This is a genomic window from Gilliamella apis, from assembly GCF_030758615.1.
Taxonomy (GTDB): Bacteria; Pseudomonadota; Gammaproteobacteria; order Enterobacterales; family Orbaceae; genus Gilliamella; species Gilliamella apis_A.
This window is the reverse complement of the sequence record NZ_CP132381.1, coordinates 1514322-1538435: the sequence shown is the minus strand read 5'-3', so window position 1 is coordinate 1538435 and position 24114 is coordinate 1514322. Positions and strand designations below refer to the sequence as shown.

Sequence of the window (24114 nt, the reverse complement as noted above, 5' to 3'; positions counted from 1 at the left end):
CGGTACTAAGTTTTGAGCCCGGGTGGTGAAATCGGTAGACACAAGGGATTTAAAATCCCTCGGCCTTTTTGGCCGTGCGAGTTCAAGTCTCGCCCCGGGCACCATTTAAAACACTTCTCATGCGGGAATAGCTCAGTTGGTAGAGCGCAACCTTGCCAAGGTTGAGGTCGCGAGTTCGAACCTCGTTTCCCGCTCCAATTTAAATTCAATCGATGTTCATAACATACTATTATCTATGATAAACTATATATTTCACTTAGTAGTATAAAATCATATAGAGCCACAAAAAAATACAGTTATATCTATTGCTTTATAGACATTGTATTTATAAATATCTTTATACTATGAAAGCATACAATGTCCACCTAGATAATAAATAACATACTGCAATTAACCTTTATAATTAAAGTGTCAGATGGATATATTTAAGATGTTAAATTTGATAATTAACATTTTCATCTTTAATGTATTGCTCTATATATTGTTTAAATATTTTTACTCTATTAGGGATATAGCATCTATCTCTAACCATCACATAAACTGGACGAGGGATACCAACCCACTCGGTTAAAATTGGAATTAACTCTCCATTCTGAATCTCATCATGAACAAATTGCTCAGAAACAAAACAAATACCTAAATCCTGCTTAGAAGCATTTATCATCAACTGTGTTTTATGTAATCAAAGAACCACATTAGTATTTATTCTTATAATTCACTGTTTTCAAGAATTATTTTGCCCATATACAGCGTTTTACAGATGTGACTATAACCTTAGCATACATGAAGTATATAATTTTTGAATAATGGTAGACCATGCCGAAAATTATAGATTAATTCATCTTAACTATATTGGCTTAGTTGTTGTTATTCAGAGCTCTTTCGGCCAATGTCCTGTGGTTTGATATAACCATTTTAAAACTCGTTTGGCATAGGAACGATCATTAAGATATGAAAATAGTGTATAAAATAGTAACAGGAGTAAAGGAATAATTTGTGCTCCGGATATTATCCATAAAAAACCATTCATTATAAAATCAAACTCTTTAATTGGATATATAATTATCTGTAATAATAAAAATGCAATTGGGGCAAAAATAGTATAAAAATACCAATTACGTAATAACGTTTTCGCTTTTTGTTTACTTATCCAAATACAATGAGGAATTAAATAGCTTGAACCATCGGTATGATTAATAATCCCATGTATTTTATTATTTTCAAATATTAAACTGAGTTTATCTCCTGATGCAATAAACGTCGGATGGCAAAAAGAATAAACAACCGGTATATGATCATTATCTAAAGCAAGTTCATCGAAAAATAGTCTAACACCGCTAAAATCAAATAATATTTTCCTTCGTTCCGATCGATAAATTAATTGTCTATCTATATTAGTTGCAATTCCTTCATATACAGGTAAGTCTGTTGATGAACAATTAACGGTTTTACGATGTTCTAAAAACGAGGTTTTCATAAAACTAAGATCGCCTTTTTTTAATTTATGATATCGCTGACGTAAAAAAAATTGTTTAGGTAAAACCAAATTTATTAAACGAAATAGCGTTGAACAAATACACCATATCAAAATTAGAAACAACCCAGTGGCTAAAAATAGTGTTATAAATTGAAGATCCAGCCAAAATCCTATCAAGATCAAAAATGGTAAAATTAATGTAGAAGGATGAGGGAAAGCACAATGTAATTTATTACGAATAGCCAAGTCTCCTTTCCATGAAACTAACCAGTGGAGCCAAAAAGTGCCATCATTAAGTGCGTGAGAAGCAATATGGATAACATCGCCTTCATTTAATTTATCTAAGACACTTACATCGATAAATTGGTTTTTATAAAAAAAATAAACTCCCTCATTGGTAATGATACGATAACAATCAGTATGTCCATAGGAAATGTAGTCATATCGATAAAATTTATTAGTAATAAATTGGCAATTATCTTTCATTTTGTGTTCTTAGTCTTTTAGAACGCAATCCACTTATTCGTTGGTATATCAATGTATCAGCATTGTTTAAATTGTGGCATTACATAATTTCATAGTAAATATTATTTGCTATTTTAACCTTTTATTTCAAATTTAACATGTCAGTAATGATATAAATACGAATAGTATTCAATACATATTAATTCAACACTATCTTTTCTAAAAAATGGATTTAATTATCTTATTCAAGTTTATTTTACAATTTCTTTGTAATTCTGTAGTAAAAACTAATCTTTCCAAATCTCTTTTGCTATACGAAACGCAGCCCATGCTTTAGGCCAACCAACGTAAAATGCTACATGAGTTAAAATTTCTGCTATTTTTTGCTTAGTGATACCGTTATTTTTTTGCAATCTGCAAATGAAATTGTAAAGAACTATCTAAGATACTACTGGCAAGTAATGCCGTAACTGTGACTAAACTTCTATCTCTTGCTGAGAGCTCTTTTTCTCTAGACCAAACTTCGCCAAATAATATAACATCATTAAGCTCAGCAAACTTAGGAACGAATTCGCCTAGTACATCTCTTCCCGCTGTTACTTTGTTCTTAATTTTTTCTTTTATTTTGTATTATGAAAAAATCAAATTAAAAAATCTAACAAATTTGGAGATTTCAATAAGATATTGTTCTCTTTTAATCATAATGAATAATTATCTTAATGAAGAAATAACTGAGGAAAACAATTATTATCAATAAATCTTTTCAGTTAATTACAGTTTGTTCATTTTCTCTCTTCGGTCTTTAATCGCCTAATTTCGTATTCTGCCTAACTATCAATATCTAATTTCTTGAAAAAATTATGGATTAATTAAGTTATATTCTCGCTATCCATAGTTAGGATTTTCATCTTTTTATTAACACAAAAATATTAAAACATTATCCTCAATTATAAGTAAATTGAAAATAACGGGTAGCCATATTCCACTCTCTATAAAAATAGACTAATAGAACACTAGAACTCAAACTAACTTATTCCCCAACCAATTTCATTGCAAATTAATTAGCAAAATTATCCACTATCCGCCATTTATAGTGAATACAAATCACTTACTTTACAATATTACCTAATACGAATTAGTTAAATAATATTCTTAATATCGTTAAATATTTAAAGAGTATCAAATATATTTTCCCCTAAAAATTAATTTATTAATTAAAAAAAAATTAAATTTAAAAGAATTTAGAACTGATTCGGTTATTTTTGCCCAATATGGGGAGTCCTTTGCTAGCAAAACATTTACATTATAAATGATAATCATTCTTAATTAAATATGTTAATGATGCTACTAGCTAGCACATTTAATAATCATTTATTAATTTACCAAAAGTATTCCCTATTGATTATGTAGGTTATGGTTGAATTTAGGAAAATAATATGAGATACAAATTAGTTTTTACCAATAAAATAACTAATAAAGCATTAGTTTGTTCTAACAAAAGCATTATTGGTTCACCGTGGTTAATGGCCGGTATTTTATGTTTATCGTTTAACACAATGGCAGATACAGCTGAAAAAAAAGACGATAGTGATCAAGTAGAACAATTGATAGTTACTGCTAGACATGTAAAAGAGTCAGCCAAGGATATTCCATTTACGGTCAATATTGTTGACGACAAAAAACTGGTTGACCGGCGGGAGACCACTTTAGAAAAAGCTTTAAATGATACTGTCGGTGTACAAGTAATTAGTAATATGGGGGCAGCGAAATCTATTCGAATGCGTGGTGTCGGTTCTGTATTACCTATGAGTGGCGATGACAGCTCGGTTAGTATTAACGTGGATGGGATGCCACAATCAAAAAGTAATACGACCTTAAATTTACTTGATGTTCAACGTGTCGAAGTATTAAAAGGCCCGCAAGGGACATTATTTGGCCGAAATAGCGAGGCTGGTGCTATCAACGTTATTTCGAAAAAACCAACTCGCTATTTTGAATCAGCTTTTAGAACCGAATTCGGACAAAATAATCAAATATTAACCGAAGGCGTCATCAGTGGCCCTTTATCCGATCAATTAAGTGCTCGATTTGCTGTCCGTTATGATGAAGCAGATAGCATTCTAGAAAATGTTAATGACCATAAACCGGTGAGTATTCTTAGAAATAAAATCGCTAGAGGCACATTATTATGGGAAGCTTCAGAACTCACTTCTATCTCATTTATTACCGAAATAGAAGAAGCTATGGGTATGGACGATATGTATATGATGCGCCCATATGGACATCACCCTAAGATTGACATTCCAAATAGCAGTGACAAGAATGACAAAAATATTTATCGTTTCAATTTAAAAGTGGAACATGAGTTGGATAATAGCTTATTGAGTTCTATTACCGGTTATTCGTATAGCAAAAGTGACAGAAGATCACCAATTTATGAAGGTAGGTTATACCACCATTTGAGCGGTATGTCACCACCATCTAATTGGTCTTATTTAACCAAAGAAGATCTTTTCACTCAAGAATTTAGAATTTCATCTAAACCTGAAGCACCAATATTTTGGGTAGCAGGTATAAACTACTATACCAATGATCGTCATAGAAATACTTATGATGTTATGGATGTGTTTTATCCAAGTAATGCATTGAATGCTAACATTAGAAGACAGTTCGAAACAGATAATGTCGGAGTGTTTGGTGAAGTCACCTACCCTGTTACCGAAAAACTCAAATTAACAGCAGGTCTTCGTCAATCTTACGAAAAGAAGAATTATCATGCAAAATGGCTAGCTAACTCAATTTATGCTGAAAATAATAAAGATAAACCAACCATGGCTTTTGATAAGCAAAAGATAACCGATAACTTTACTACTGGCCGATTAGGTTTGAATTTTTTACTTAATGATTATGCTACCCTGTATGGTCTTTACTCAAGAGGATATAAAACAGGTGGTTTCAATGATGAAGGTACGGATTTTGCTACTATTGGTCGTTCAGATCAAGCCTATAAATCAGCGTATGTAAACGCTTATGAAATAGGGTTAAAAACTGAAAATAATACGGTAGGATTAAACACGGCATTCTTTTATAATGATACTAAACGTGAACATCTAATGGCTTATAATCCAGCGACGTTTGTTTCTGTGGTTGAAAATTATGATATCCGAAGTTATGGTGTAGAGCTAGATGGTTTTTGGAAGGCACCAGGAAATTTAGACTTTTCAGGTGGCATAGGTTACACCAATGCTAAAATAGTCGGTACGCCTAACAAAAGTTTAGCTCATGTAAAAAAACATAACGAAGTGCCGGATACATCTCATTGGAATGCTAACTTAACCATTCTACACTCTATACCACTAAATTTAGCTTCAGGAATATCATTAGAAACGCAAATAACTGATCGTTATATTGGTTCTCGCCAAGCTGATGTGCAAAATAAATTTGGCTTAAAAGCTTATAACAAACTTGATGCTCGAATTGCTGTCAAAACAGAAAATGCTGAGTTTTATGTGTGGGGTGACAATCTACTAAATAAATCCTACGATTTATGGGGATATCATATTCCAGCACTGTCTCATGATGGCCCTGATGCAACAATTGGTTCGCCTGGTAGAGGCCGAACTTTAGGAGTTGGTTTTATTTATAACTATTAACAATACTTAATTTTAAAGGGATACACTTTAAATCAGTTAAATAATAGCTTAACCATGCCGTCATTATTCGAGAAACTTAGACGAATACTGGCGGCGTATCTCTTTAGGTAATACCCCAAACTGTTTTCTAAATGCTGAACTAAAATGACTAATATTGCTATAACCCATCATAATTGCCGTTTCTGTAACACTATATTCGGCTAATAACTGTTTAGCTTTATGCATCCTTTCTGCCAAAAAATAAGCATAAATACTTTTACCAAAAATCTGCTTGAAACCTTTTTTTAACTTACTCTGATTGAGACCTGTTTGTTTAGCTAAACAATTGATAGTAGGAGGACAGGTTAAATCACTTATTAAACAATTACGAGCATGGTTAAGTTGTTGATATTCCCATTGCGTAAATTCATGTTTAGTAGATTGTTGTTCAAAAGACTTAAAATACCAATTTAAGTACTTTAAAACATGGGCATATAACAATAGACGGTTGGTGATTTTACAATCAGTGTTTTGCATTAAATAAAATAGTTGTCGAGCACAAGATAATACATTTTTGTTTTGCTGTATCTGATAATGCTGCAAAAAGAAATTGATCTTTTCATCTAAACAAGAAAATTGAAAATCCATATCACCAATTAAAACATCCAATAATTTTGGCATTATCATAACCTCAATATTGCAAAAATCCTTGGAATGTTGTAAATGAAAAATCTCACCATCAGCGAAACCAAAGGTTAAATCGCCTTCTTTACTTACAAATTTCTTATCTTTAATCTGTACACTCAATTTACCTTGTAACTGGCAATTAAAGCATAAGCAATTTTCACTACTCGAAAACGTTTTACTAACATCCACAGCATTTAGATCTGCAGCACTGTTAATGCATATAGCTAAGCCTGGTTGTAACTCAATATATGATAGACCTTTACCGCTATAATTTAGATTTTTATTGGTTAATTGATTATCAAAACACATACATCCTCCAAACAATGCAAACGATAACAAATATCATTTGCATTTACAACATAATAAAGCTACTATTCATAAGTTGTAATGCTTAGGAGTATAGAATATGTAATAAGATAATTATTATATATTCATATAGAAATTTTCATGGATAATAAAACCATTCCTTATTATAAGCAGAAAAGTTATTTTTTATTTATTATTGCGCAACTCTATATCATACAAGGTATTCCCGTTGGATTAGCTTTTGACGCCTACCCTATCTTATTACGTGATTCAGGTGTTTCGTTAGCCGTGATAGCAATGATTCCACTAGCGGGTTTGCCTTGGGTTATCAAATTTATATGGGCTCCGTTAGTCGAAAATCACTGGATAACTAAAATAGGTTATCGAAAAAGTTGGTTACTACCAATGCAATGTCTATTAGCAATTTTGATAACCATTATTGCTTTCACCCCTTTCACATCAGAAACGACTACTTATCTTCTTATAGTAATCATCTTTTCTTGTATCGTTTCTGCAACACTCGATATTGCAACTGACGGGCTTGCAGCAGATTTATCGCAAAACAACACTATTAGCCAGATAAATAGTATTCAAGTAATGGGCAATATTACTGGTATGCTTATTGGCGGGGCTGGAGTAACCGTTTGTTATGATTATTTAGGAAAAACCTATAGTATTTTACTGTTAGTTGTAATTATTTTTGTATCGATTATACAACTCACTATATGGACAGAGCCTAATTTAGGCCACAATTCGCGATCCAATTCCAGAGCAAGAATCCACAATTTTTTTAAACGAAAAAATGCTTACCATATGCTATTTCTTGCGATCATGATACCTTTTGCTGGTTCGGTAATTTTAACCACAACTAAATTTATTTTACTGGATCATGGGTTCTCTGTGAGTGATGTTGGTATTTATACAGGTATTGGTGGTTATTTAACCATGCTTTTAGGTTGTGCCATTGCAGCCTATTTATTAAAAACTAAACAACCTTATCAAACACTAAAAATTGGTTTTGCTCTACTCTTTTTTCTAATTCTGTTTTGGTGTTTACTTTACAATATGCCTGACTATATTAATCCTATTACGACTACCATTATGATGACTATTTTAGGTATTGGTATTGGAACGATTAATGTTAGTATTTACACCATTACAATGATTTTTGCCAAACAAGGAAAGCAAACTGCTACAGATTATGCTATTTTTCAAAGTAGCTTATTATTCTCTGAAATAATCGGTTCCTCAATTTCAATGACAATCGCTGAATACTTTAATTATCTCATTGCCTTTTTATTGGCGCTAATAAGTATAATTGTTATTAACTTAATGATTAGAAATAAATAATAAGTTGTAATTTTTTGATATCTTTGTACAGTCTCTTGAGTATAACAGTACGTTTTAATCTATTGATACATAACTTTAAATTATTGTTTGATTAATGATAAAAATGTATTACAACTTACTCTACTAATTTTTACACCAAAATAATTAATAAATTGATTTAATTAAAATATTAGTTAAATGACGATATCAATCATATAAAGTTTTGAATCGTATTAAACATTATTTTTTATACTAAAGTATCTCGTTAATGAAAATGGTCGCTTCACCAATAATGTTGGAAATAAATACGTTAGCGATTTTTTCGGTTTATCAAATAATTCTAATGTCCAACCACCTTCGATCAGAAAATCAAAAGAAATCCTATTTTCTGAAAGAATCACTAAATCACTGAAAAAATCTGTATAATACATTCGATATATTTTCGCTTTATCAATTATTCTATTTTGTTGTAAATCTAATAAATAAATAGCTAAAATTTCTTCAAATGGACAATCAAAAGTAACAAATAACAAAATATAATTGTCATCCACTAATAGAGCAGCCTCTAAGCAAGTTCCATCAACACGAACTTTACTTTCATGGCCATCTATGATGATTGTATTGTTATGAATTTGTATATTGGTTAATTTTTTAAACATAACGCATTCACTTTTATTAGCTTCTAACTAATGTTAGCTCACCATTTATACAAAATAAAGCAGATAATAAAGCTAAATATATATTTAATCTTTCAATTTAGTAATAATATAAGTGAAATAATCTGCTTTATATTATTTTTATGTATGCATCATTATATTTAAATAATTCATTATACTGATATTAATAAGGATTATTTCTGATTTAGTAACGTGCAATATATCTCAACTTTAAGTTTTATTTGCACAAGTATTTAATCATCTGTTTTTGTATAGTTCATTAACACATAATTTTTAAAGAGGTAAATAAAATTGGCTAAAGGAAATACTTCACTGCTAAAAAGACGATTAGATATTGCCGAAATAGTTAGAAAGCAAGGTGAAGTTAAAGTTGATGAATTATCTGAATTATTAAATGTATCTGGTGTCACTATACGACAAGATTTAAATTATTTAGAACAACAAGGTTATCTTAAACGATCCTTTGGTGGAGCCATATATTTACAACCTAAAGATAGTTTTGATAAATCCCATCAAGAATCAAACAATGAAGCCAAAAACGCTTACTCTGATATTAGTTTGATTATGCGATGTTTATCATTCATCAATGATGGAGATACGCTATGTTTGTTAAATGGTAAAATAACTAGAAAACTCATACCATATTTATATAATAAAAAAAATCTCACTCTGATCGTTAATGATTTAAGCTTTGCTATGTTAGCAAAAGATTATATTCAGGGTGAAATCGTGTTAATTGGTGGAGTATTTAATCAAAAATATACTAATTTTGATAAAAATGATGTGCAAACTCTATTAGCAAAATATGAATTATCTACCGTTATATTTGAAATAGAGGCAATCAATACCGATGATGAAATTGCCATATCGAATAGTCAATTGATGGAAGGTTATCAATTATTATTAAACAACGCTAATTGTCGCATCGCGCTTCTACCCAGTCGAATTGAAGAAAATGATACTTTTGGATTTGCTTCACTTCAGCAAATTGATGTTATCATTCTTTCTAACTCAACAATGGCAGAATATCATCAGCAGATAACTAATTGTTCATTTAAACAATCTAGTGTTAATAAAGATAGCGTTATTTATCAAAACTCAATGAAAAAATAAAATTAATTCACAATTTATGTTTATAAATATTTACCAAATAAATAGTTAGAATAAAACTATGCTATTGATTTTTCTATAATTAACAACACTTTGAATAGTATAATATCAACTATTATTTAACTAGATTTTTTATTTAATATTGTAAGCTAATTCTAGTTAAGATTTGCCTTAAAATTAGTGACAACGTCACACAAATAAGCAAAAATTTAAATCGCTATTTTCAATATTATTAATGTCTGAAGGCATAAAACAATATATAAAAAATTATTGAAAATTTTAAATAATGTAATGTTTTTTATGGCAAATTTAATAAAAAAAGCCCCTAATTAGGGGCTTATTAATGATTGAAATCATCTATTTTTGTAGGAATTTTTCTAACTGTTCCAATGTTGACGTACCTTGCATTGGTCCTTGTTTTGTCACCGCCAATGCACCGCAAGCATTAGCATAAGTTAAGGCTTTTTTGGCTGTAAAACCTTTATGAATTAAGGCGACATATGCACCACCAAAACAATCCCCTGCACCAGTCGGATCTATTTCGGTAACTAAATGAGGTTGCACATCAAAAGATTCATTTGCCGAATAATAACTCGCGCCCTTGTTACCTTTTTTTATAACAATAGAAGATATACCATTATTTAAAAAATAATCGATCGCTTGCTTCTCATTATCCGTATCGGCTAACAGTGTGACTTCACTTTCACTTGGTAAGTAAATATCGGTTTGCTGTAATATTGCTAACAGCGCCTCTTTAACGCCTGGCAGATTTAACATTTCCTTACGGATATTAGGATCAAAGGAAATGATACCTTTATTTTGTTTAACTATTGCTATAGCTTTCTTAGCGGTATCAAGAATTTGTTTAGAAAACAGCGAAGATCCCATTATATGTAGATGATCGCAATCTTCTAAAATCTTTTGACTAACCATGTCTTCATTAATCAGAGCACAAGCAGCATTTTTTATATTAAAAATAAAATCCCGACTACCATCCTCATGATAAGTTACAAATGCGCTTCCCGTAGTTTGGTCATCCATAACTTTAATATGAGAGATATCAACACCATCATCAGCCAGTTTTTTTATATTTAACTCACCAAAGCCATCATTACCAACACAACTTATCATCGCCGCTGGTTCATCTAATTTCGCCACTTGATCGATAAAAATTGCTGGAGCACCACTGGCAAATGGGCCCTTCCATAGTCCATCATGTGTAAATAATTGCCCTTTTTGGTTAGCCATAATTTCGACAACAATTTCACCTAGTGTAAATATTTTTTTCATATTAATTCAACTCCATTTAAACTCTGTTTTTCTTATTACGAACATCAATATATACAGCTAATAGAATGACTAATCCTTTAACAACTAGTTGATAAAAATAAGGAATGTTCATCAAGTTCATGCCGTTATTAATAACACCGATGATTAGAGCGCCTATCATTGTTCCAATAATTGTGCCGTGACCGCCATTTAAGCTTGTTCCGCCTAAAACTGCTGAAGCAATAGCATCTAATTCATAACCTTGCGCAGTACTTGGTTGGCCTGAATAAAGTCTTGATGCTAACAATAACCCACTGATCCCTGCCATTAATGCAGTTATCATGAAAACTTGTATTTTTAATTTTTTAACATTAATTCCAGAATAAACAGCGGCTTCTTTGTTGCCACCAGTAATATAAATTTTTCGACCAAAAGTCGTTTTAGATAAGATGAAATGATTGACTAATAACAATATTAATAGCACCCATATTGGATTAGGAATTGAAAAAATATCACCATTACCTAATTCAAGAAATACATCATCCATAATCATTTCAGGTTTACCATCTGTAATGATATAAGCAATTCCACGGAAAATTCCCATAGTTGCTACAGTCACAATAAACGATGGAATACCAGCAAGTGCCGTTAAACTACCATTGATAAAACCAACCGCAATTGAAAGTAACAAAGCTATAACTATGGCAAGATAAAATGGCAATCCCCAAAGTAAAGCAAGTGCAGCTAATGTACCTGTTAACGCTATAGTTGAACCGACGGATAAATCGATATCACCAAGCAGCAATACATATGTCATACCAAATGCCGTAATCGCAATAATTGATACTTGCAAGACAATATTCATAATGTTGGTACTAGTTAAAAAGTTACTATTCATAAATGAAAACAGAATGAATAAAGCAATTAGCCCGATAACAATTCCACCATATTGACGGAATACTTTAAAAAAAGATTCTTTAAAATTACTATTATTCATCGAGGTATTTTCTTTAGTATTCATGCACATGCTCCTGTTGCTATATTCATTACTTCTGGTTGAGTTAACCCTTCAGTATTAAATTCCTTTACAATTTTTTTATTACGCATAACAAATAAACGATCACTGATAGACATCACCTCGGGTAGTTCTGATGAGATCATAATGATTGCAGTACCTTTTGATGATAGTTCTCTTATTAATTTATAAATTTCCAATTTGGCACCGATATCTATTCCCCGAGTTGGTTCGTCTAAAATCAAAATTTTAGGTGGCTTCACTAACCATTTGGCAATTACGATTTTTTGTTGGTTACCACCACTTAAACTACCGGTTACTTGGAATGGATTATTGGTTTTGATAGCCATCTTTTTTATATATTTAGTCGAATTTAATAATTCTTTTCTATTATTGATGATAAAAGATGGCTCATATTGAAAGGCAATATGATTAATATTTGAATGAACATCATGCATCAAAACCAAGCCTTCTTCTTTACGATTTTCGGTAACAAAAGCAAGGCCATGTTCAATGGCTTGAGTTGGTGAATTAATATTGACTTTTTTACCTGAAATAAAAATTTCACCTTGGTATTTAGTTACCCCAAACAATGCTTTCATCACTTCTGAACGACCAGCACCAACTAAACCAAAAAAACCAACTACTTCACCAGAATGCACCTTAAAACTAATATTTTTGAATTCTCTAAAATGATCTAAGTTTCTAACTTCTAATAAAGGCGGATCTTCCTGAATTTGATGAGGTAATTTCGGTGGATAAATATTTTGTACTTCACGGCCAACCATTTCAGCAATCAGCTGATCTATGGTGGTTTCGGTTTTTTGGTGGGTGGCAATATACTCGCCATCACGCATAACAGAAATATCATCAGAGATACGCATGATCTCATCCATTCGGTGCGAAATATATATAATGGCAACATCTTTTTGTTTAAGTTTTTCTATTATATTGAAGAGTAGTTCTGCTTCATTATCACTTAATGATGAAGTCGGTTCATCCATGATTAATACTTTCGCGTCATAACTAAGTGCTTTTGCAATTTCAACCAATTGCCGTTGCGCCATAGACATGGTTCCAACAATTTGTGTTGGATTTAATTTGATTCCATATTCCGCAAATAATGCATTACAATTTTTAATCATTTGATTATCAGAAATAATGCCATATTTATTTGGTTCATTATTGGCATAAATATTCTGAGCAATCGTTAGGTTATTACTTAAACTCAATTCTTGGAAAACTATAGCAATCCCTATCTTTCTTGATTCTGTTGGATTCTTTATAGTGATAACATTGCCTTGATAGGTAATTGTTCCACTACTTGGCGGATAAATTCCGGCTAGGATTTTCATTAATGTAGATTTTCCTGCGCCATTTTCGCCCAATAGCGTATGAACTCTACCTTGGTAGATGTCTAAACTAACATTTTTCAAAGCTTGAATCGGACCAAAATTTTTGGCAATAGAATCCACAGATAATATGATATTATTCATTAGTTGATTCCTTGTGGAAGGGATAGATATTACCCTATCCCTTATTGTGAATTATTTTTTTCCTGTATATACGCCAGGAGTGACTGGGATTACTTCATCGACTTTTTTACCATTTAAGTAGTCAATTGCAGTAGCTACAGCGATTTCACCTAACTTATTTGGATATTGTTGGATTACAGCTACGAATGTTTTTTCTTTATCTACAGCTTTTCTGGCTTCATCCATGCCATCAAAACCAATGATTTTTATATCATTATTTTTAACAGATTTCGCCGCGATAACCGCTGATAATGCAGCATCATCACCAAAACCAAAAATTCCATTTAAGTCTGGGTATGCTTGTAACATATTTTGTGCAACAACAAGAGCTTCTGCACGGGTAATTCCGGTTTGAATAGACACTATTTTCACGTCTGGAGTTTTAGACAATCCTTCTTTAAATCCATCAACACGATCAACAACTGATTGCACCATAGGATAATCAATAACACCAACCGTTCCTTTACCGTTTAATAATTTCCCCATTAACTCACCAGCAGTAACACCACCAGCATAATTGTTGGTCGCAATATGACTAACGACTTTGACGCCAACGGCAGGAACATCAACAGTAATAACCGGAATATTCGCCTTTTCAGCTTTCATAATCGCAGCTTGTACACCTTTTGAATCAACTGGTGATAAAATAATTAAATCCACTTTTTTAATAATAAAATCTTCAATGTCTGAAATTTGTTTATTAAGATCTTGGCTAGCGATAGATAGTGATAAATCAACATTTTCCTGTTGAGCTTTTTGTTTTATAGCATCTGCTAATGAGATATAAAAAGGATGTTGTTGGGTTAATAATGAAACACCTATATGATATTGCTTAGCATGTGCGCCGAAAGTGAAAAAAAATAGAAAACACACAAAAAAGAGTTTAGATATTTTTTTCATAGAAAGAGCTCCTTAATTTTAAGCATGATAATTAACCTTATAGGAAAGAAAGAATAAATCATCCAATCTTTTATTCTTTATCATCATGCAACTATCAAAATACAATACAAAGAAAAATATTTTTAAAAAGATTTGAAACCATAATTTTTCTCTATTTACTGCAATATTCGTAACTTTACGCTACGTATTATTAGTATAGTTTTTGAAACAAATTTTATTGTGACGAAGCTCTCAAATTTTCAAAATAAAAGCAAAAATATAAAAATATATTTTCATTTTAAAAGTTAAATATTATTTATAGAGGATTTAAAAGTAAGCTAGCAACATCAATATTGACTACGACAAACTCAATTCGAAACAGACAAATTAACCTAGTTAGACCGATTTAATCGTCAAATCTTAGTTTATTTAAATAAAAAAATAATAAGTAAAACTACTTTCATTTTTAATGATAAATAATGTTATGATTAATTTGTAAAAATGAAAGATAAAAAATAAGGATGTTTACATGGAAATAAACAAGACGCAATTTGATATTAAAATTCATCTTCCCAGAATGCAGCAAATTGTATTTACCGATCTTAATCAACAACTACATGACATATTAAATACTTATCAATACTGTATAGATGACAATGCCCATTGGTACCCAGATCGAAGTACAGCCAAAGGTAAGCCCAAAGCTTTAATTTATAGTCCTGAAGGATTTACCGAATATGGATTAAAAAAACTATCGCGTGCTTGTAAACAAATCGACACAAGAGGCAGTGTTTTATTTTTTTTTGCCGATAGTCAAAAATTATCTAATTGTAATCTGATGTCCTATTCCGGATACAAAGCTATCGAAGGTTTTCAGGCGGGTGAATCTTCCGTTGGTTTCTATTTTAATTTACCTGAAAGTAAACAAATTATTGATAAAATGGCATCGTTTATAACTGGATTAGCGCAAAAATTTAGCCATAACTTTATTACTATGAATAGTAGAGAAATTCCTAGTTCAATTTATATCTTTCCTCCACGCATAAACTTATCTTTAATGGCTTACATACCTAGTCCACTACAACATAAGGATTATCCAGAAGTTTATCAATTAATACCAATTATAAAAGAGAATACCCATGTTGGTACTGTCATTGTTTTATTCGATCATTTTCCTAATAGACAAAATATTAATGATATTAAAACTATGTATAGTGTGGAATTGAAATTGCGAGAAGCAGATCTTTTACCAATGAAACACGATTTATAATCTATGACATTAATATAAAAATTTGAGAATTAAAATGGTTAAAATTATAAACAATAAATCTACTTTGTTAGATGCAACTAAAATTCTAGTTAATACTGCGGCAATTATTGCTGTAATAAAATATGATCCTGATCTCAACCCTTCACGCAGTGATATTGAAGCGATGAAAGCGATCGAAAACGGACAGAAAACAATTAATAGCAACTCAAGATTAACGGTAGAACAAAAAGCTAAAATAACTCAAGACTTTGCTGAAAAATTAGCCGAAGAAATACTTTTAAACAGAACAATTTATCATGTTGATGAAAATAGTTATATCAATGAATTAATTACCAATATGCAACATGAACATATTTCATTACCTAATGAAAAATCAGCGCAATTATTTCAGCGATTATTGGCTGCTTATCATTATTTAGTCGATTTAAAATTTACTGAAATTAAAATCATTGAAACTTATTTATACGCCTATGCTTCTGATCCAACTTTTAAAGATAACCCTATTATTAAAGCGTGGATTGAAAAAACGGATCAATCAGCCCAACAACAATTTCAAGATATGATTTATGTAGCTCGTAAATTCAATTTTATTAAAAATTATCTTAACCAATAATAAAATATATAAAACAAAGCCCTTCTTTATAAGGGCTTTTATGAGTCTTGAATAAAAAACAATTAATCAATATCGCAAAAAACGATATCTTAATTATCAGAATCGATAAGAAAAACTGGCTTTAAAGTTACGTGCCATACCATAAGTATTTTCACCAAGATAGAGTCTATAATCCTTGTTAAATAAATTATCTACAGATAGTTTAACTTCTGCTTTTGGTAAAAAGGTTGGTTGCCAACTAGCAAATAAGTTATGTAATGAATACCCTGATGAAGGTCCTAATGAATAAGCACCAAGATCAGGTAAACCATCATGATTTCTATCTTCATGCCCGGTTCGATCCTGTTTTCTGACAAATTGAGCATTCCATCCGGCTCTTATATTCCATTCTGGTATTTTAAATCCGGCAGTTAACGTGGCTGTACGAGGAGCAATAGTCGCTACATAGGTTTTGTTATGCATCCAAGGTGCTTGAGGTGCGGTATCTCGTTCCCCTTTCTGTATAGAATATGTCGCACTTGAAAACCAATATTTACTATCATAATATGCTTCAAGTTCAAAGCCTTTTACAATTAATTTACCCGGAAGATTTCGATAATTAGATTGGCCTAAAGGACATGATTTATTGGGCCCACAAATCGATCCATTAAAGCCACGAGTAACAAATATTTCATTAGTGACACGTTGCCTAAATAGCGTACTACGAACCTGTATTTTATCGTTTTCCAATATTAAATTATTAAAATCTAAAATATTACCGATTCGAATTGATAAATCGCGTTCTTTATCTAAATTACGGCTCGTCGCAGTAATCTTACCACTTCCGCCATTTTTAGGTGTAAATTGCACTTCATAAGTTTGATCTATGGTTGGCGCTTGCCATGCGTAACTGATGTCACCAAAAAAGCCAATATTATTGGTTGCTTGCCAATAAGTACCAAATCGTGGCGTCCAACCACTATATGTCACCGGAGAATAATCATGTCCAAAACGTGGATCAGGATCATTATAAGCGGAGGCATAATTTTTTGTGCCATGATTTCTTACATAATCATATCGTAGGCTAGGCGTTAAAACAAAATTGCTAACAGAAATTTCATCTTGTACATAAAAACTATAAGTTTGCTGTTTACCCGATGGCATATATGCTGGTTGAAAATAACCATGATGATAGTTTGGTTTTTTTTCATAATTCTTATAATACATTAATGTATCACGATCATGTAAATGAGCTTGTGTGCCAATCTTTAATGCGTTCTTCACATCACCAATATTAATTAAACTTACATTTTCCAATTCAATCGTTTTATCAGTATAACTGACCCAACTTTCATTACCCATGGTTCCTAACGAAGAAACTGGATTATATTTAGCTGGGCGCTTATCATGTTGTTTAGTTTTAGAGTATGTAGTATGTAGTGTTAAATCAATGAGCGGATTATAAGTTGGTTGGTAATTCCATTTAAATTGGGCTGAATCATCTGTTTGGTATCTTTTTACCAATTTCCTTAACCATGCAGCTTTATAACCATATTTTTTTATCTGTGCTGCTGTAGGAGGCGTCATTTTTTCGACATATTTTGCCGCCCACGGTTGCCAAGAATCACGTTTAGAGTGAATACCTGATAACGTAAAAGTGTGCTCTTCATTAGGTCTAATATTCAACTTACCCATGTAGCTATCCATATCATCCTCAGAAAAAACAAACCTTGATCCATCTGGCCGTTTAAAATTACCGCTATTTCGCTTGGTATAGTAAACTAAACCATCAAAGAAATTATTCTTAGTACGACCATAAACTGCGCCTGTTTCCATATTTTGATGATTATTGGAATGAAAACTATATTTAAGCAATCCTCCCACATATTTATCTGGATCAAGTAAATCAATGGCATCTTTAGTTTCCATTTTAACCACACCACCAAATCCACCATTACCAAATTTGACATCATGTGGACCTTTATTAACTTCAACTTGTTTCAATAATTCTGGTTCCACAAAAACCGAACCTTGTTGATATTTTTGGAAACCTTTTTGAGCACCGTCAACAATTATTTTGACATCTTCAACTTTACCAAATCCCCAAATATTTAATGTTTGTCCTCCCGGCCTTACCGAACCAGCAGAACTTACACCAGGTAAGGTATTAAGTAATTCGGCGACATTATCTGCTTGCTTTTGTTCAATTAAACCAGAAGAAAGTGTAGAACGACCAGCAATCACACTATTGATTTTTTTTAATTCATCCTGCGATGACGAACGAGCAATAACTGTCATGACATCATCAATATCTTCATTAACTGTTTTGCTTTTATTATTTTTTTGTTGTTCTGTTATATTGTTAGACAATTTATTCTCTTCAGGCTGTGGTGCAGCTTGAAGAGAAAAACTCATAAAGAGCATTATGGTACTCACCTTCTTATAATTCATATTTCATTCCTTCATAAAATGCATTTTTAAATTAAATTAACCACACAAATAATAATGATAATGATTATCATTACCATGTGAGAGGGATGGCAAGTATATTGGGTTTAACAAAAAATAAACAGCAAAATATAAAATTTATTTAATTTCCAATATTATTTTTAATAAAAAAAGCCATCATGATAGATGGCTTTATTTTTCGTTAAATAAAAGGAACGATTAATATCGATTAACTGATCCAAATAATTTCATTCGTTCTGTTATTTTTTCTGCTACCGGACTTAATCCATGATTAATCACTTTACGAGGGTCATTAATGTCATGATCTTTTTGTTCAGCAAATAATTTTCCAACAGCAACACACCACGTATACATATTTTCAGTATTAACATTAATTTTTGCTGTCCCTAAAGAAATCGCATGTAACATATCTTCATCACAAATTCCTGTTCCACCATGAAGCACTAATGGTATTTTTATTAAATTAGAAATATGCTGCATTTCATTAAATCCTAATTTAGCTTTTCCTTTATATAGACCGTGAGTAGAGCCCAATGCTGCAGCTAAACAATCAACATTAGTTTCTTTTACCATGGTTAAACATTGATGTGGATCTGCATAAATTACTTGAGAATTAACTATTCCATCTTCACTTCCTGCAATAGTCCCTAATTCAGCTTCTACCGAAACTCCTCTTTTGTGCGCGTAATCTACTATACGTTTGGTAATTTCGAGATTTTCTTCAAATGGTAAATGCGAACCATCAAACATTACTGAACTGAATCCTGCATTAATTGCGGCAAAACAAGATTCATAACTTTGACCATGATCCAAATGTAAAGCAATAGGTACATCAATATCTAAATAATCCATTGCATTTTTGACAATAGCATGGATAGTATTAAAGCCCAACATATGCTTTATTGTACCGCCTGATACACCAAGAATTGCTGGCGATCGATTCTCTTTTGCTGTTTTTAAAACTGTAGCTACCCATTCCAAATTATTGATATTAAATTGTCCTACAGCATAATGTTCATGATAAGCATTATTTAACATATCTTTCATTGAAACTAACATAATCTACCTCTTAATCCTTTATTTATTTATTAATTAGTTATTTAAAATATTCAGTCAAATTTCTTTCAAATCTACGTTGCGCTTTATTGACTTCAGATAAATTAGGCATTGCTTTACGAACACCTTTACGTTCAATCGAAATTGCTGCGGTTAAACTTGCAAATGAAATAATCTCTTCAATGTTCCAACCATAACTTACCCCATAGGAAAATGCCCCATGAAATATGTCTCCAGCACCTGTCGTATCAATTGATTGACAAAGAAAGCTTGGGCTAACTTTAACTTTTTTATCTTCCATATAAGCACATCCCTTTTCGCCTAATGTTATAAAAGCCGAACCTCTAGCTATTGATGTTAGTTTTTTCAATGCACTCTCTAATGACTTTTTATTTGTAAATTCATCTAAATGGGCATAAGCAAGTGCAAAATTTTCACTTGCAACTAGATAATCCGTATATTTGGCTAAATAGAGATTACTATCTCGTAACGATCCAGCATCCATGACAACTTTGACATTAGGTAATTGTTTAATGACATATTCACTTAATTCTGGTTCATGACCATCGATGAGAATAACTAAATCACGCTTATTTTCTTGTAAATATCGAATAAACTGATTCAATTTATTTTTTTCGGTAGTCGTTATTGATGGTGGAGTATTTAATTTTCGCGTAATAATAGTTCGCGAGCCATTTTCTTTATTGACGGTAATAGCAGCAAGTGGCGTAATCATCTCATCTGAAAAAATAATTTGGTCAGTTTTCACGCCAATTTGTTTAAATTCAGAGACAATTTTGTTACCGTATATATCATCATGCAAATGTCCTAAGTGGTAAATATCTTCTCCCCATAGCCCCAATAAATAAGCCGCATTTGCACAAGGGCCACCACCGCTTTCAATAAAATCATAAGCAAATGATTTACTGTTCTCTTTTGGATAACTAGTTGTAAAATAGAACTGATCATAACAAGCTAGTCCAATTGTCAGTATTGCCATAATTAATCCTTAATTATTCATTTAACTATAAAAATTGTTTTTACTAAGATTCATTAATTGCAAATAATGAGTAACTCATGGTTGAGAATAAAATTACTCGACCATGAAGTCGCAAATTATGATTGGTCTATATTTCTTGAATCACCAACAACTTTGATAGATTTAAAGAAGAATGGCACACAAAGAACAATGATTAAAATTAAACAGATAAAATAGATAGCAGTTTGACCGAAAATATTAAATAGTTTACCAATGATGATCCCCCAAACTGCAAAATCAAAATCAGCAAAAGTTGAGTTTTGGAAACCTAAATCGCCTAATGTAGGTAATAATAATGCTGGCAAGAACGCTAATAATATTCCACCAATAAAAGATGCGATAATACAACCTCGTTTGCCACCTAATTTATCCGCAAATACACCTGAGGTACCGCCACAGAAGAAATGAGGCACCATACCTGGAATAATTAATGCCATCCCCATTCCACCTAAAATAAACATACCAATTAATCCACCGATAAATGAACAAATAAAACCAACGACAACAGCGGTAGGACTAAAGGTAAAAAATACAGCACAATCGACTGCCGGTATTGAATTAGGAATAAGTTTTTGACTTATACCTTGGAAGGCTGGAACAAGATCACCTAGAATTAATCTAACACCGTTATAAACAATAGCCACACCAACCGCAAATTGTAAACCACTCAGAATGGAAAAGATGATTGGGCTTTGTTCGGTAATAGTAGCCATATATTCACTTCCGGCAACTAAGCTACAAAAAATATATATGATTACCATTACGATACCAGTTGTTACAGTTGTATCTCGTAAAAATCCCCATTTTTCAGATATTTCGGTATCGGCAAAGGAATTATTTTTATCCCCGACTCTTTTAGCAATAAACGCAGATAAATAATAACCAATCGAACCAAAATGCCCCATGGCAATCCCGCCATCATCTGTAACTTGCTTTGTGTAATTTTGACCAATTGCAGGTGAAATCGCTGACCATGAACCTAATAAAAAACCACCAATAATAATGAGTTCCCAACCATCAAATTTAGCCGCGCGTAGAACAGCTGAAAATAAACAGGCAAGAAAGAATGAATGGTGACCAGTTAAAAATATATATTTATATTTAGTAAACCGAGCAATAATTAAATTTATAATAAAGCCCAGCAACAAAATACTCATGGTTTCAACACCTAAAACTTTTTGTGCTACCGATACTATTGCTTCATTATTAGGAATAACACCACGAATACCAAATCCAGCTTCAATAATGCTACCCAATGGATTTAAGTTGCTAATAATTACACCAGCACCAGCACTTAACATTAAGTAACCTAAAATTGGTTTTAAAGTTCCTGTCAAAAGTTTATTTAATGGAGAACGCAAACAAACTAATCCTACAAAAGCAATAATTCCCATTAAAAAAGCTGGTTGACTAAAAATCTCCGTTAAAAATGAAAGTAACAATTGCATAAGAATATCTCCTTTGAAAAAACATCAAATTTCAGCTAATTGCTGTAATTTTTCACTAATGTCTTCCTCAATTTGCTTTTTATTGACATAACTACGAATAATGACAACTTTTGATTGATCAGAAAATTGTTTAGCTAAATCTTTAATGGTCACATATAGATCTGCTTTTTCACCTTCGGCATTAGCAAAATCTATTGACGCCACATCAGCCTTGATATTCAAAGTAGCACAGATATTCTTTACGTGATTAGCCGCCATTAATGAACTACCAATACCATTTCCACATACTGTCCGAATTTTTAACATTGCTAATCTCCTTTTTTCGATTTTTGCCTAACATTGAGTTTTTACTCAAAAAAGTAAAATATAAATTTCTTACAAACTTCTTATTTATTAAGTTATTTGCTGATTTTTATATTAAATAATGAAAATTTACTGATTCGTGATACATATCACACTGTTTGATACGGCGAGTGATTCAAGTCACAAAATAATAATAAAATCGAAGCTAAAATAAATTTCTGAAAGGACAACACAAAAGATTAACATTATGATTATTTTGAATAAATTAAAAATTCATTTAAACTAATAGAAAAGTGATAAATTGAATTATTCAATGTTAAAACGCTTATTTTTGTGATCTAGTTCAAAAAAGACACCATCAAAAGCACAAAAAAACAGCGATTTTTATATAAAATACAAATAGCTGGATCGTAAATAGAAATGACAAATAAATTTTTACTTAATATTTAAAGTTAAAAAAAATAAAAAGAACGAAAAAAGCGCCATTAAGGCGCTTATAAGTTATCGAATCAATCATTAAAACATCGTATTATTATTTTCTGCCTGCTCTGGTACATTTTGGATCACATCCCAATGTTCCACTATTTTTCCATCTTTAACTCGGAATATATCAACTACCGCTTTACCAAGATCATCATTATTGATTTTAGAATGGACATGTAACCACACAATATCGCCTTCTACTGATGAACGAACTATAGTAGCACTTGACTGCGGATTTTGTTTGAAGAAGCCTTCGAAATACGTAATCGCAGGTGTTCTACCATTAGCGACATAAGGATTATGTTGTTTATAATCTTCAGCCAGCGTTTTAGTTGCCTCCGTCACTTGATGCTTATTAAAGAAGTTATTATAAAAATTGATAACCAGTGTACGATTTTCTTCCTCTTGAGCGAGATTTCTTTGCTTTAGATCTTTTGCAACCGCAATACCAGTAAAACTCAACAAACAAATACCAATAACAAAGCTTTTTTTAATTACATTCATACCAACTCCAATTTCTATTTTAATTTAGATAAACTCTATCTATAATGCGTTATTAGTCTATAATGTAGACCGCTTGAATGGTAACAATAAAAACCAAATAAAACAATAAGTAACATAAACATGACTAGGTCAGCTCAATGTGACTTAATCTGTTTAGGGAAACTAGATAACGAAAATTATGACAATGACTAAAACGACAAGAAGTGAACTATTTGAATTTGACCATCCATGTCCTATTCGTGATGTTCTCGATAGAATTGGCGATCAATGGAGTCTGTTAATTCTAAAATCATTAGAACATAATGCGATGCGATTCAATTCTTTACATAGAGAAATTGGCGATATATCACGACAAATGCTGTCACGGACATTAAAAAGACTAGAAAAAGATGGTTATATCACTCGAACCGTTTATGCACAAGTCCCAGCTCGTGTAGAGTACGCTCTAGCTGAACTTGGTATATCATTTCTTAAACCAATGAATACATTAATACAGTGGGCCGATGAAAATCATCAAGCGATTTGTCGAGCGAGAAAACGACAAAATTAGTCATTATTTGAACAGTTAT

Annotated in this window: 20 protein-coding genes, 2 tRNA genes and 1 pseudogene; 8 read left to right on the top strand and 15 right to left on the bottom strand. The window is 31.6% G+C overall.

Annotated features, from left to right (window positions below; all coding sequences use genetic code 11):
- Positions 1-16: 16 nt before the first annotated feature.
- A tRNA-Leu gene (locus RAM17_RS07065) sits at positions 17-104 on the top strand.
- A 17-nt stretch (positions 105-121) separates the two neighbouring features.
- Positions 122-197, top strand: a tRNA-Gly gene (locus RAM17_RS07060).
- Between the two features lie 236 nt (positions 198-433).
- Here the strand turns inward: RAM17_RS07060 and RAM17_RS07055 are convergent.
- From RAM17_RS07055 to RAM17_RS12545, 3 genes and pseudogenes are all read right to left on the bottom strand, one after another.
- A complete protein-coding gene (locus tag RAM17_RS07055; RefSeq protein ID WP_110447884.1) occupies positions 434-664 on the bottom strand; it encodes a LysR substrate-binding domain-containing protein in 231 nt (76 codons plus the stop codon).
- A gap of 207 nt (positions 665-871) precedes the next feature.
- A complete protein-coding gene (locus RAM17_RS07050) occupies positions 872-1963 on the bottom strand; it encodes a hypothetical protein (protein ID WP_110447885.1) in 1092 nt (363 codons plus the stop codon).
- Between the two features lie 269 nt (positions 1964-2232).
- Positions 2233-2554 (bottom strand): annotated as a pseudogene (locus tag RAM17_RS12545) (carboxymuconolactone decarboxylase family protein); the annotation flags it as partial.
- Between the two features lie 824 nt (positions 2555-3378).
- Between RAM17_RS12545 and RAM17_RS07045 the strand changes: the two are divergent.
- Positions 3379-5595 (top strand): TonB-dependent receptor, encoded by a 2217-nt coding sequence (locus RAM17_RS07045; RefSeq protein WP_110447886.1) that lies wholly within the window; start codon positions 3379-3381, stop codon positions 5593-5595.
- Positions 5596-5658: 63 nt separating this feature from the next.
- Here the strand turns inward: RAM17_RS07045 and RAM17_RS07040 are convergent, their stop codons facing one another.
- The gene (locus tag RAM17_RS07040; protein ID WP_110447887.1) at positions 5659-6570 is read right to left on the bottom strand and encodes a helix-turn-helix transcriptional regulator; all 912 of its coding nucleotides are present in this window, start codon (positions 6568-6570) and stop codon (positions 5659-5661) included.
- A 138-nt stretch (positions 6571-6708) separates the two neighbouring features.
- Here RAM17_RS07040 and RAM17_RS07035 point away from each other — a divergent pair, with 138 nt between their 5' ends.
- Positions 6709-7917, top strand: a complete 1209-nt coding sequence (locus RAM17_RS07035; RefSeq protein ID WP_110447888.1) for an MFS transporter — start codon at positions 6709-6711, stop codon at positions 7915-7917.
- Between the two features lie 212 nt (positions 7918-8129).
- Here the strand turns inward: RAM17_RS07035 and RAM17_RS07030 are convergent, their stop codons facing one another.
- Positions 8130-8555 (bottom strand): hypothetical protein, encoded by a 426-nt coding sequence (locus tag RAM17_RS07030; RefSeq protein ID WP_110447889.1) that lies wholly within the window; start codon positions 8553-8555, stop codon positions 8130-8132.
- A gap of 309 nt (positions 8556-8864) precedes the next feature.
- Between RAM17_RS07030 and RAM17_RS07025 the strand changes: the two genes are divergently transcribed.
- Positions 8865-9686 (top strand): DeoR/GlpR family DNA-binding transcription regulator, encoded by an 822-nt coding sequence (locus RAM17_RS07025; protein ID WP_110447890.1) that lies wholly within the window; start codon positions 8865-8867, stop codon positions 9684-9686.
- 354 nt (positions 9687-10040) lie between these two features.
- On the opposite strand, the gene RAM17_RS07020 is transcribed toward RAM17_RS07025, so the two are convergent.
- Genes RAM17_RS07020 through RAM17_RS07005 form a run of 4 tightly spaced genes read right to left on the bottom strand, consistent with a single transcriptional unit; the run spans position 10041 to position 14402 of the window.
- Positions 10041-10973 carry a sugar kinase gene (locus RAM17_RS07020; RefSeq protein ID WP_110447891.1) on the bottom strand — a complete coding sequence of 311 codons (933 nt, stop codon included), beginning with the start codon at positions 10971-10973 and terminating at the stop codon, positions 10041-10043.
- A 16-nt stretch (positions 10974-10989) separates the two neighbouring features.
- Positions 10990-11973, bottom strand: a complete 984-nt coding sequence (locus tag RAM17_RS07015; RefSeq protein ID WP_220000061.1) for an ABC transporter permease — start codon at positions 11971-11973, stop codon at positions 10990-10992.
- Positions 11970-13463 carry a sugar ABC transporter ATP-binding protein gene (locus RAM17_RS07010; protein ID WP_110447892.1) on the bottom strand — a complete coding sequence of 498 codons (1494 nt, stop codon included), beginning with the start codon at positions 13461-13463 and terminating at the stop codon, positions 11970-11972. Before RAM17_RS07010 ends, RAM17_RS07015 begins: the two co-directional genes overlap by 4 nt.
- Before the next feature lie 51 nt (positions 13464-13514).
- Positions 13515-14402 carry a substrate-binding domain-containing protein gene (locus RAM17_RS07005; RefSeq protein ID WP_110447893.1) on the bottom strand — a complete coding sequence of 296 codons (888 nt, stop codon included), beginning with the start codon at positions 14400-14402 and terminating at the stop codon, positions 13515-13517.
- A 508-nt stretch (positions 14403-14910) separates the two neighbouring features.
- Between RAM17_RS07005 and RAM17_RS07000 the strand changes: the two genes are divergently transcribed.
- A complete protein-coding gene (locus RAM17_RS07000; RefSeq protein ID WP_110447894.1) occupies positions 14911-15651 on the top strand; it encodes an Imm52 family immunity protein in 741 nt (246 codons plus the stop codon).
- A 34-nt stretch (positions 15652-15685) separates the two neighbouring features.
- Positions 15686-16264 carry a hypothetical protein gene (locus tag RAM17_RS06995; protein ID WP_110447895.1) on the top strand — a complete coding sequence of 193 codons (579 nt, stop codon included), beginning with the start codon at positions 15686-15688 and terminating at the stop codon, positions 16262-16264.
- A 96-nt stretch (positions 16265-16360) separates the two neighbouring features.
- On the opposite strand, the gene RAM17_RS06990 is transcribed toward RAM17_RS06995, so the two are convergent.
- From RAM17_RS06990 to RAM17_RS06965, 6 genes are all read right to left on the bottom strand, one after another.
- Positions 16361-18694, bottom strand: a complete 2334-nt coding sequence (locus RAM17_RS06990) for a TonB-dependent hemoglobin/transferrin/lactoferrin family receptor (protein WP_110447896.1) — start codon at positions 18692-18694, stop codon at positions 16361-16363.
- Positions 18695-18910: 216 nt separating this feature from the next.
- Complete coding sequence (gene fba / locus RAM17_RS06985) at positions 18911-19771, bottom strand: class II fructose-1,6-bisphosphate aldolase (protein WP_086358912.1); 861 nt, start codon at positions 19769-19771, stop codon at positions 18911-18913.
- A 37-nt stretch (positions 19772-19808) separates the two neighbouring features.
- Positions 19809-20768, bottom strand: coding sequence for a carbohydrate kinase family protein (locus tag RAM17_RS06980; protein ID WP_086358911.1), 960 nt, complete (start codon positions 20766-20768; stop codon positions 19809-19811).
- A 116-nt stretch (positions 20769-20884) separates the two neighbouring features.
- Positions 20885-22255, bottom strand: coding sequence for a PTS ascorbate transporter subunit IIC (locus RAM17_RS06975; RefSeq protein ID WP_086358910.1), 1371 nt, complete (start codon positions 22253-22255; stop codon positions 20885-20887).
- Between the two features lie 24 nt (positions 22256-22279).
- Positions 22280-22561, bottom strand: a complete 282-nt coding sequence (locus RAM17_RS06970) for a PTS sugar transporter subunit IIB (RefSeq protein ID WP_086358909.1) — start codon at positions 22559-22561, stop codon at positions 22280-22282.
- A 513-nt stretch (positions 22562-23074) separates the two neighbouring features.
- On the bottom strand, positions 23075-23545 hold the full coding sequence (locus tag RAM17_RS06965; RefSeq protein WP_110447897.1) for a nuclear transport factor 2 family protein: 471 nt from the start codon (positions 23543-23545) through the stop codon (positions 23075-23077).
- 184 nt (positions 23546-23729) lie between these two features.
- Between RAM17_RS06965 and RAM17_RS06960 the strand changes: the two genes are divergently transcribed.
- Positions 23730-24095 (top strand): winged helix-turn-helix transcriptional regulator, encoded by a 366-nt coding sequence (locus RAM17_RS06960; RefSeq protein WP_086358907.1) that lies wholly within the window; start codon positions 23730-23732, stop codon positions 24093-24095.
- Positions 24096-24114 lie beyond the last annotated feature (19 nt).

Bases quoted from the DNA above. Each gene is read 5' to 3' on its own strand.
- RAM17_RS07055 (WP_110447884.1), bottom strand. From the start codon at position 664: ATGATAAATGCTTCTAAGCAGGATTTAGGTATTTGTTTTGTTTCTGAG.
- RAM17_RS07050 (WP_110447885.1), bottom strand. From the start codon at position 1,963: ATGAAAGATAATTGCCAATTTATTACTAATAAATTTTATCGATATGAC.
- RAM17_RS07045 (WP_110447886.1), top strand. From the start codon at position 3,379: ATGAGATACAAATTAGTTTTTACCAATAAAATAACTAATAAAGCATTA.
- RAM17_RS07040 (WP_110447887.1), bottom strand. From the start codon at position 6,570: ATGTGTTTTGATAATCAATTAACCAATAAAAATCTAAATTATAGCGGT.
- RAM17_RS07035 (WP_110447888.1), top strand. From the start codon at position 6,709: ATGGATAATAAAACCATTCCTTATTATAAGCAGAAAAGTTATTTTTTA.
- RAM17_RS07030 (WP_110447889.1), bottom strand. From the start codon at position 8,555: ATGTTTAAAAAATTAACCAATATACAAATTCATAACAATACAATCATC.
- RAM17_RS07020 (WP_110447891.1), bottom strand. From the start codon at position 10,973: ATGAAAAAAATATTTACACTAGGTGAAATTGTTGTCGAAATTATGGCT.
- RAM17_RS07015 (WP_220000061.1), bottom strand. From the start codon at position 11,973: ATGAATACTAAAGAAAATACCTCGATGAATAATAGTAATTTTAAAGAA.
- RAM17_RS07010 (WP_110447892.1), bottom strand. From the start codon at position 13,463: ATGAATAATATCATATTATCTGTGGATTCTATTGCCAAAAATTTTGGT.
- RAM17_RS07005 (WP_110447893.1), bottom strand. From the start codon at position 14,402: ATGAAAAAAATATCTAAACTCTTTTTTGTGTGTTTTCTATTTTTTTTC.
- RAM17_RS07000 (WP_110447894.1), top strand. From the start codon at position 14,911: ATGGAAATAAACAAGACGCAATTTGATATTAAAATTCATCTTCCCAGA.
- RAM17_RS06995 (WP_110447895.1), top strand. From the start codon at position 15,686: ATGGTTAAAATTATAAACAATAAATCTACTTTGTTAGATGCAACTAAA.
- RAM17_RS06990 (WP_110447896.1), bottom strand. From the start codon at position 18,694: ATGAATTATAAGAAGGTGAGTACCATAATGCTCTTTATGAGTTTTTCT.
- fba (WP_086358912.1), bottom strand. From the start codon at position 19,771: ATGTTAGTTTCAATGAAAGATATGTTAAATAATGCTTATCATGAACAT.
- RAM17_RS06980 (WP_086358911.1), bottom strand. From the start codon at position 20,768: ATGGCAATACTGACAATTGGACTAGCTTGTTATGATCAGTTCTATTTT.
- RAM17_RS06975 (WP_086358910.1), bottom strand. From the start codon at position 22,255: ATGCAATTGTTACTTTCATTTTTAACGGAGATTTTTAGTCAACCAGCT.
- RAM17_RS06970 (WP_086358909.1), bottom strand. From the start codon at position 22,561: ATGTTAAAAATTCGGACAGTATGTGGAAATGGTATTGGTAGTTCATTA.
- RAM17_RS06965 (WP_110447897.1), bottom strand. From the start codon at position 23,545: ATGAATGTAATTAAAAAAAGCTTTGTTATTGGTATTTGTTTGTTGAGT.
- RAM17_RS06960 (WP_086358907.1), top strand. From the start codon at position 23,730: ATGACTAAAACGACAAGAAGTGAACTATTTGAATTTGACCATCCATGT.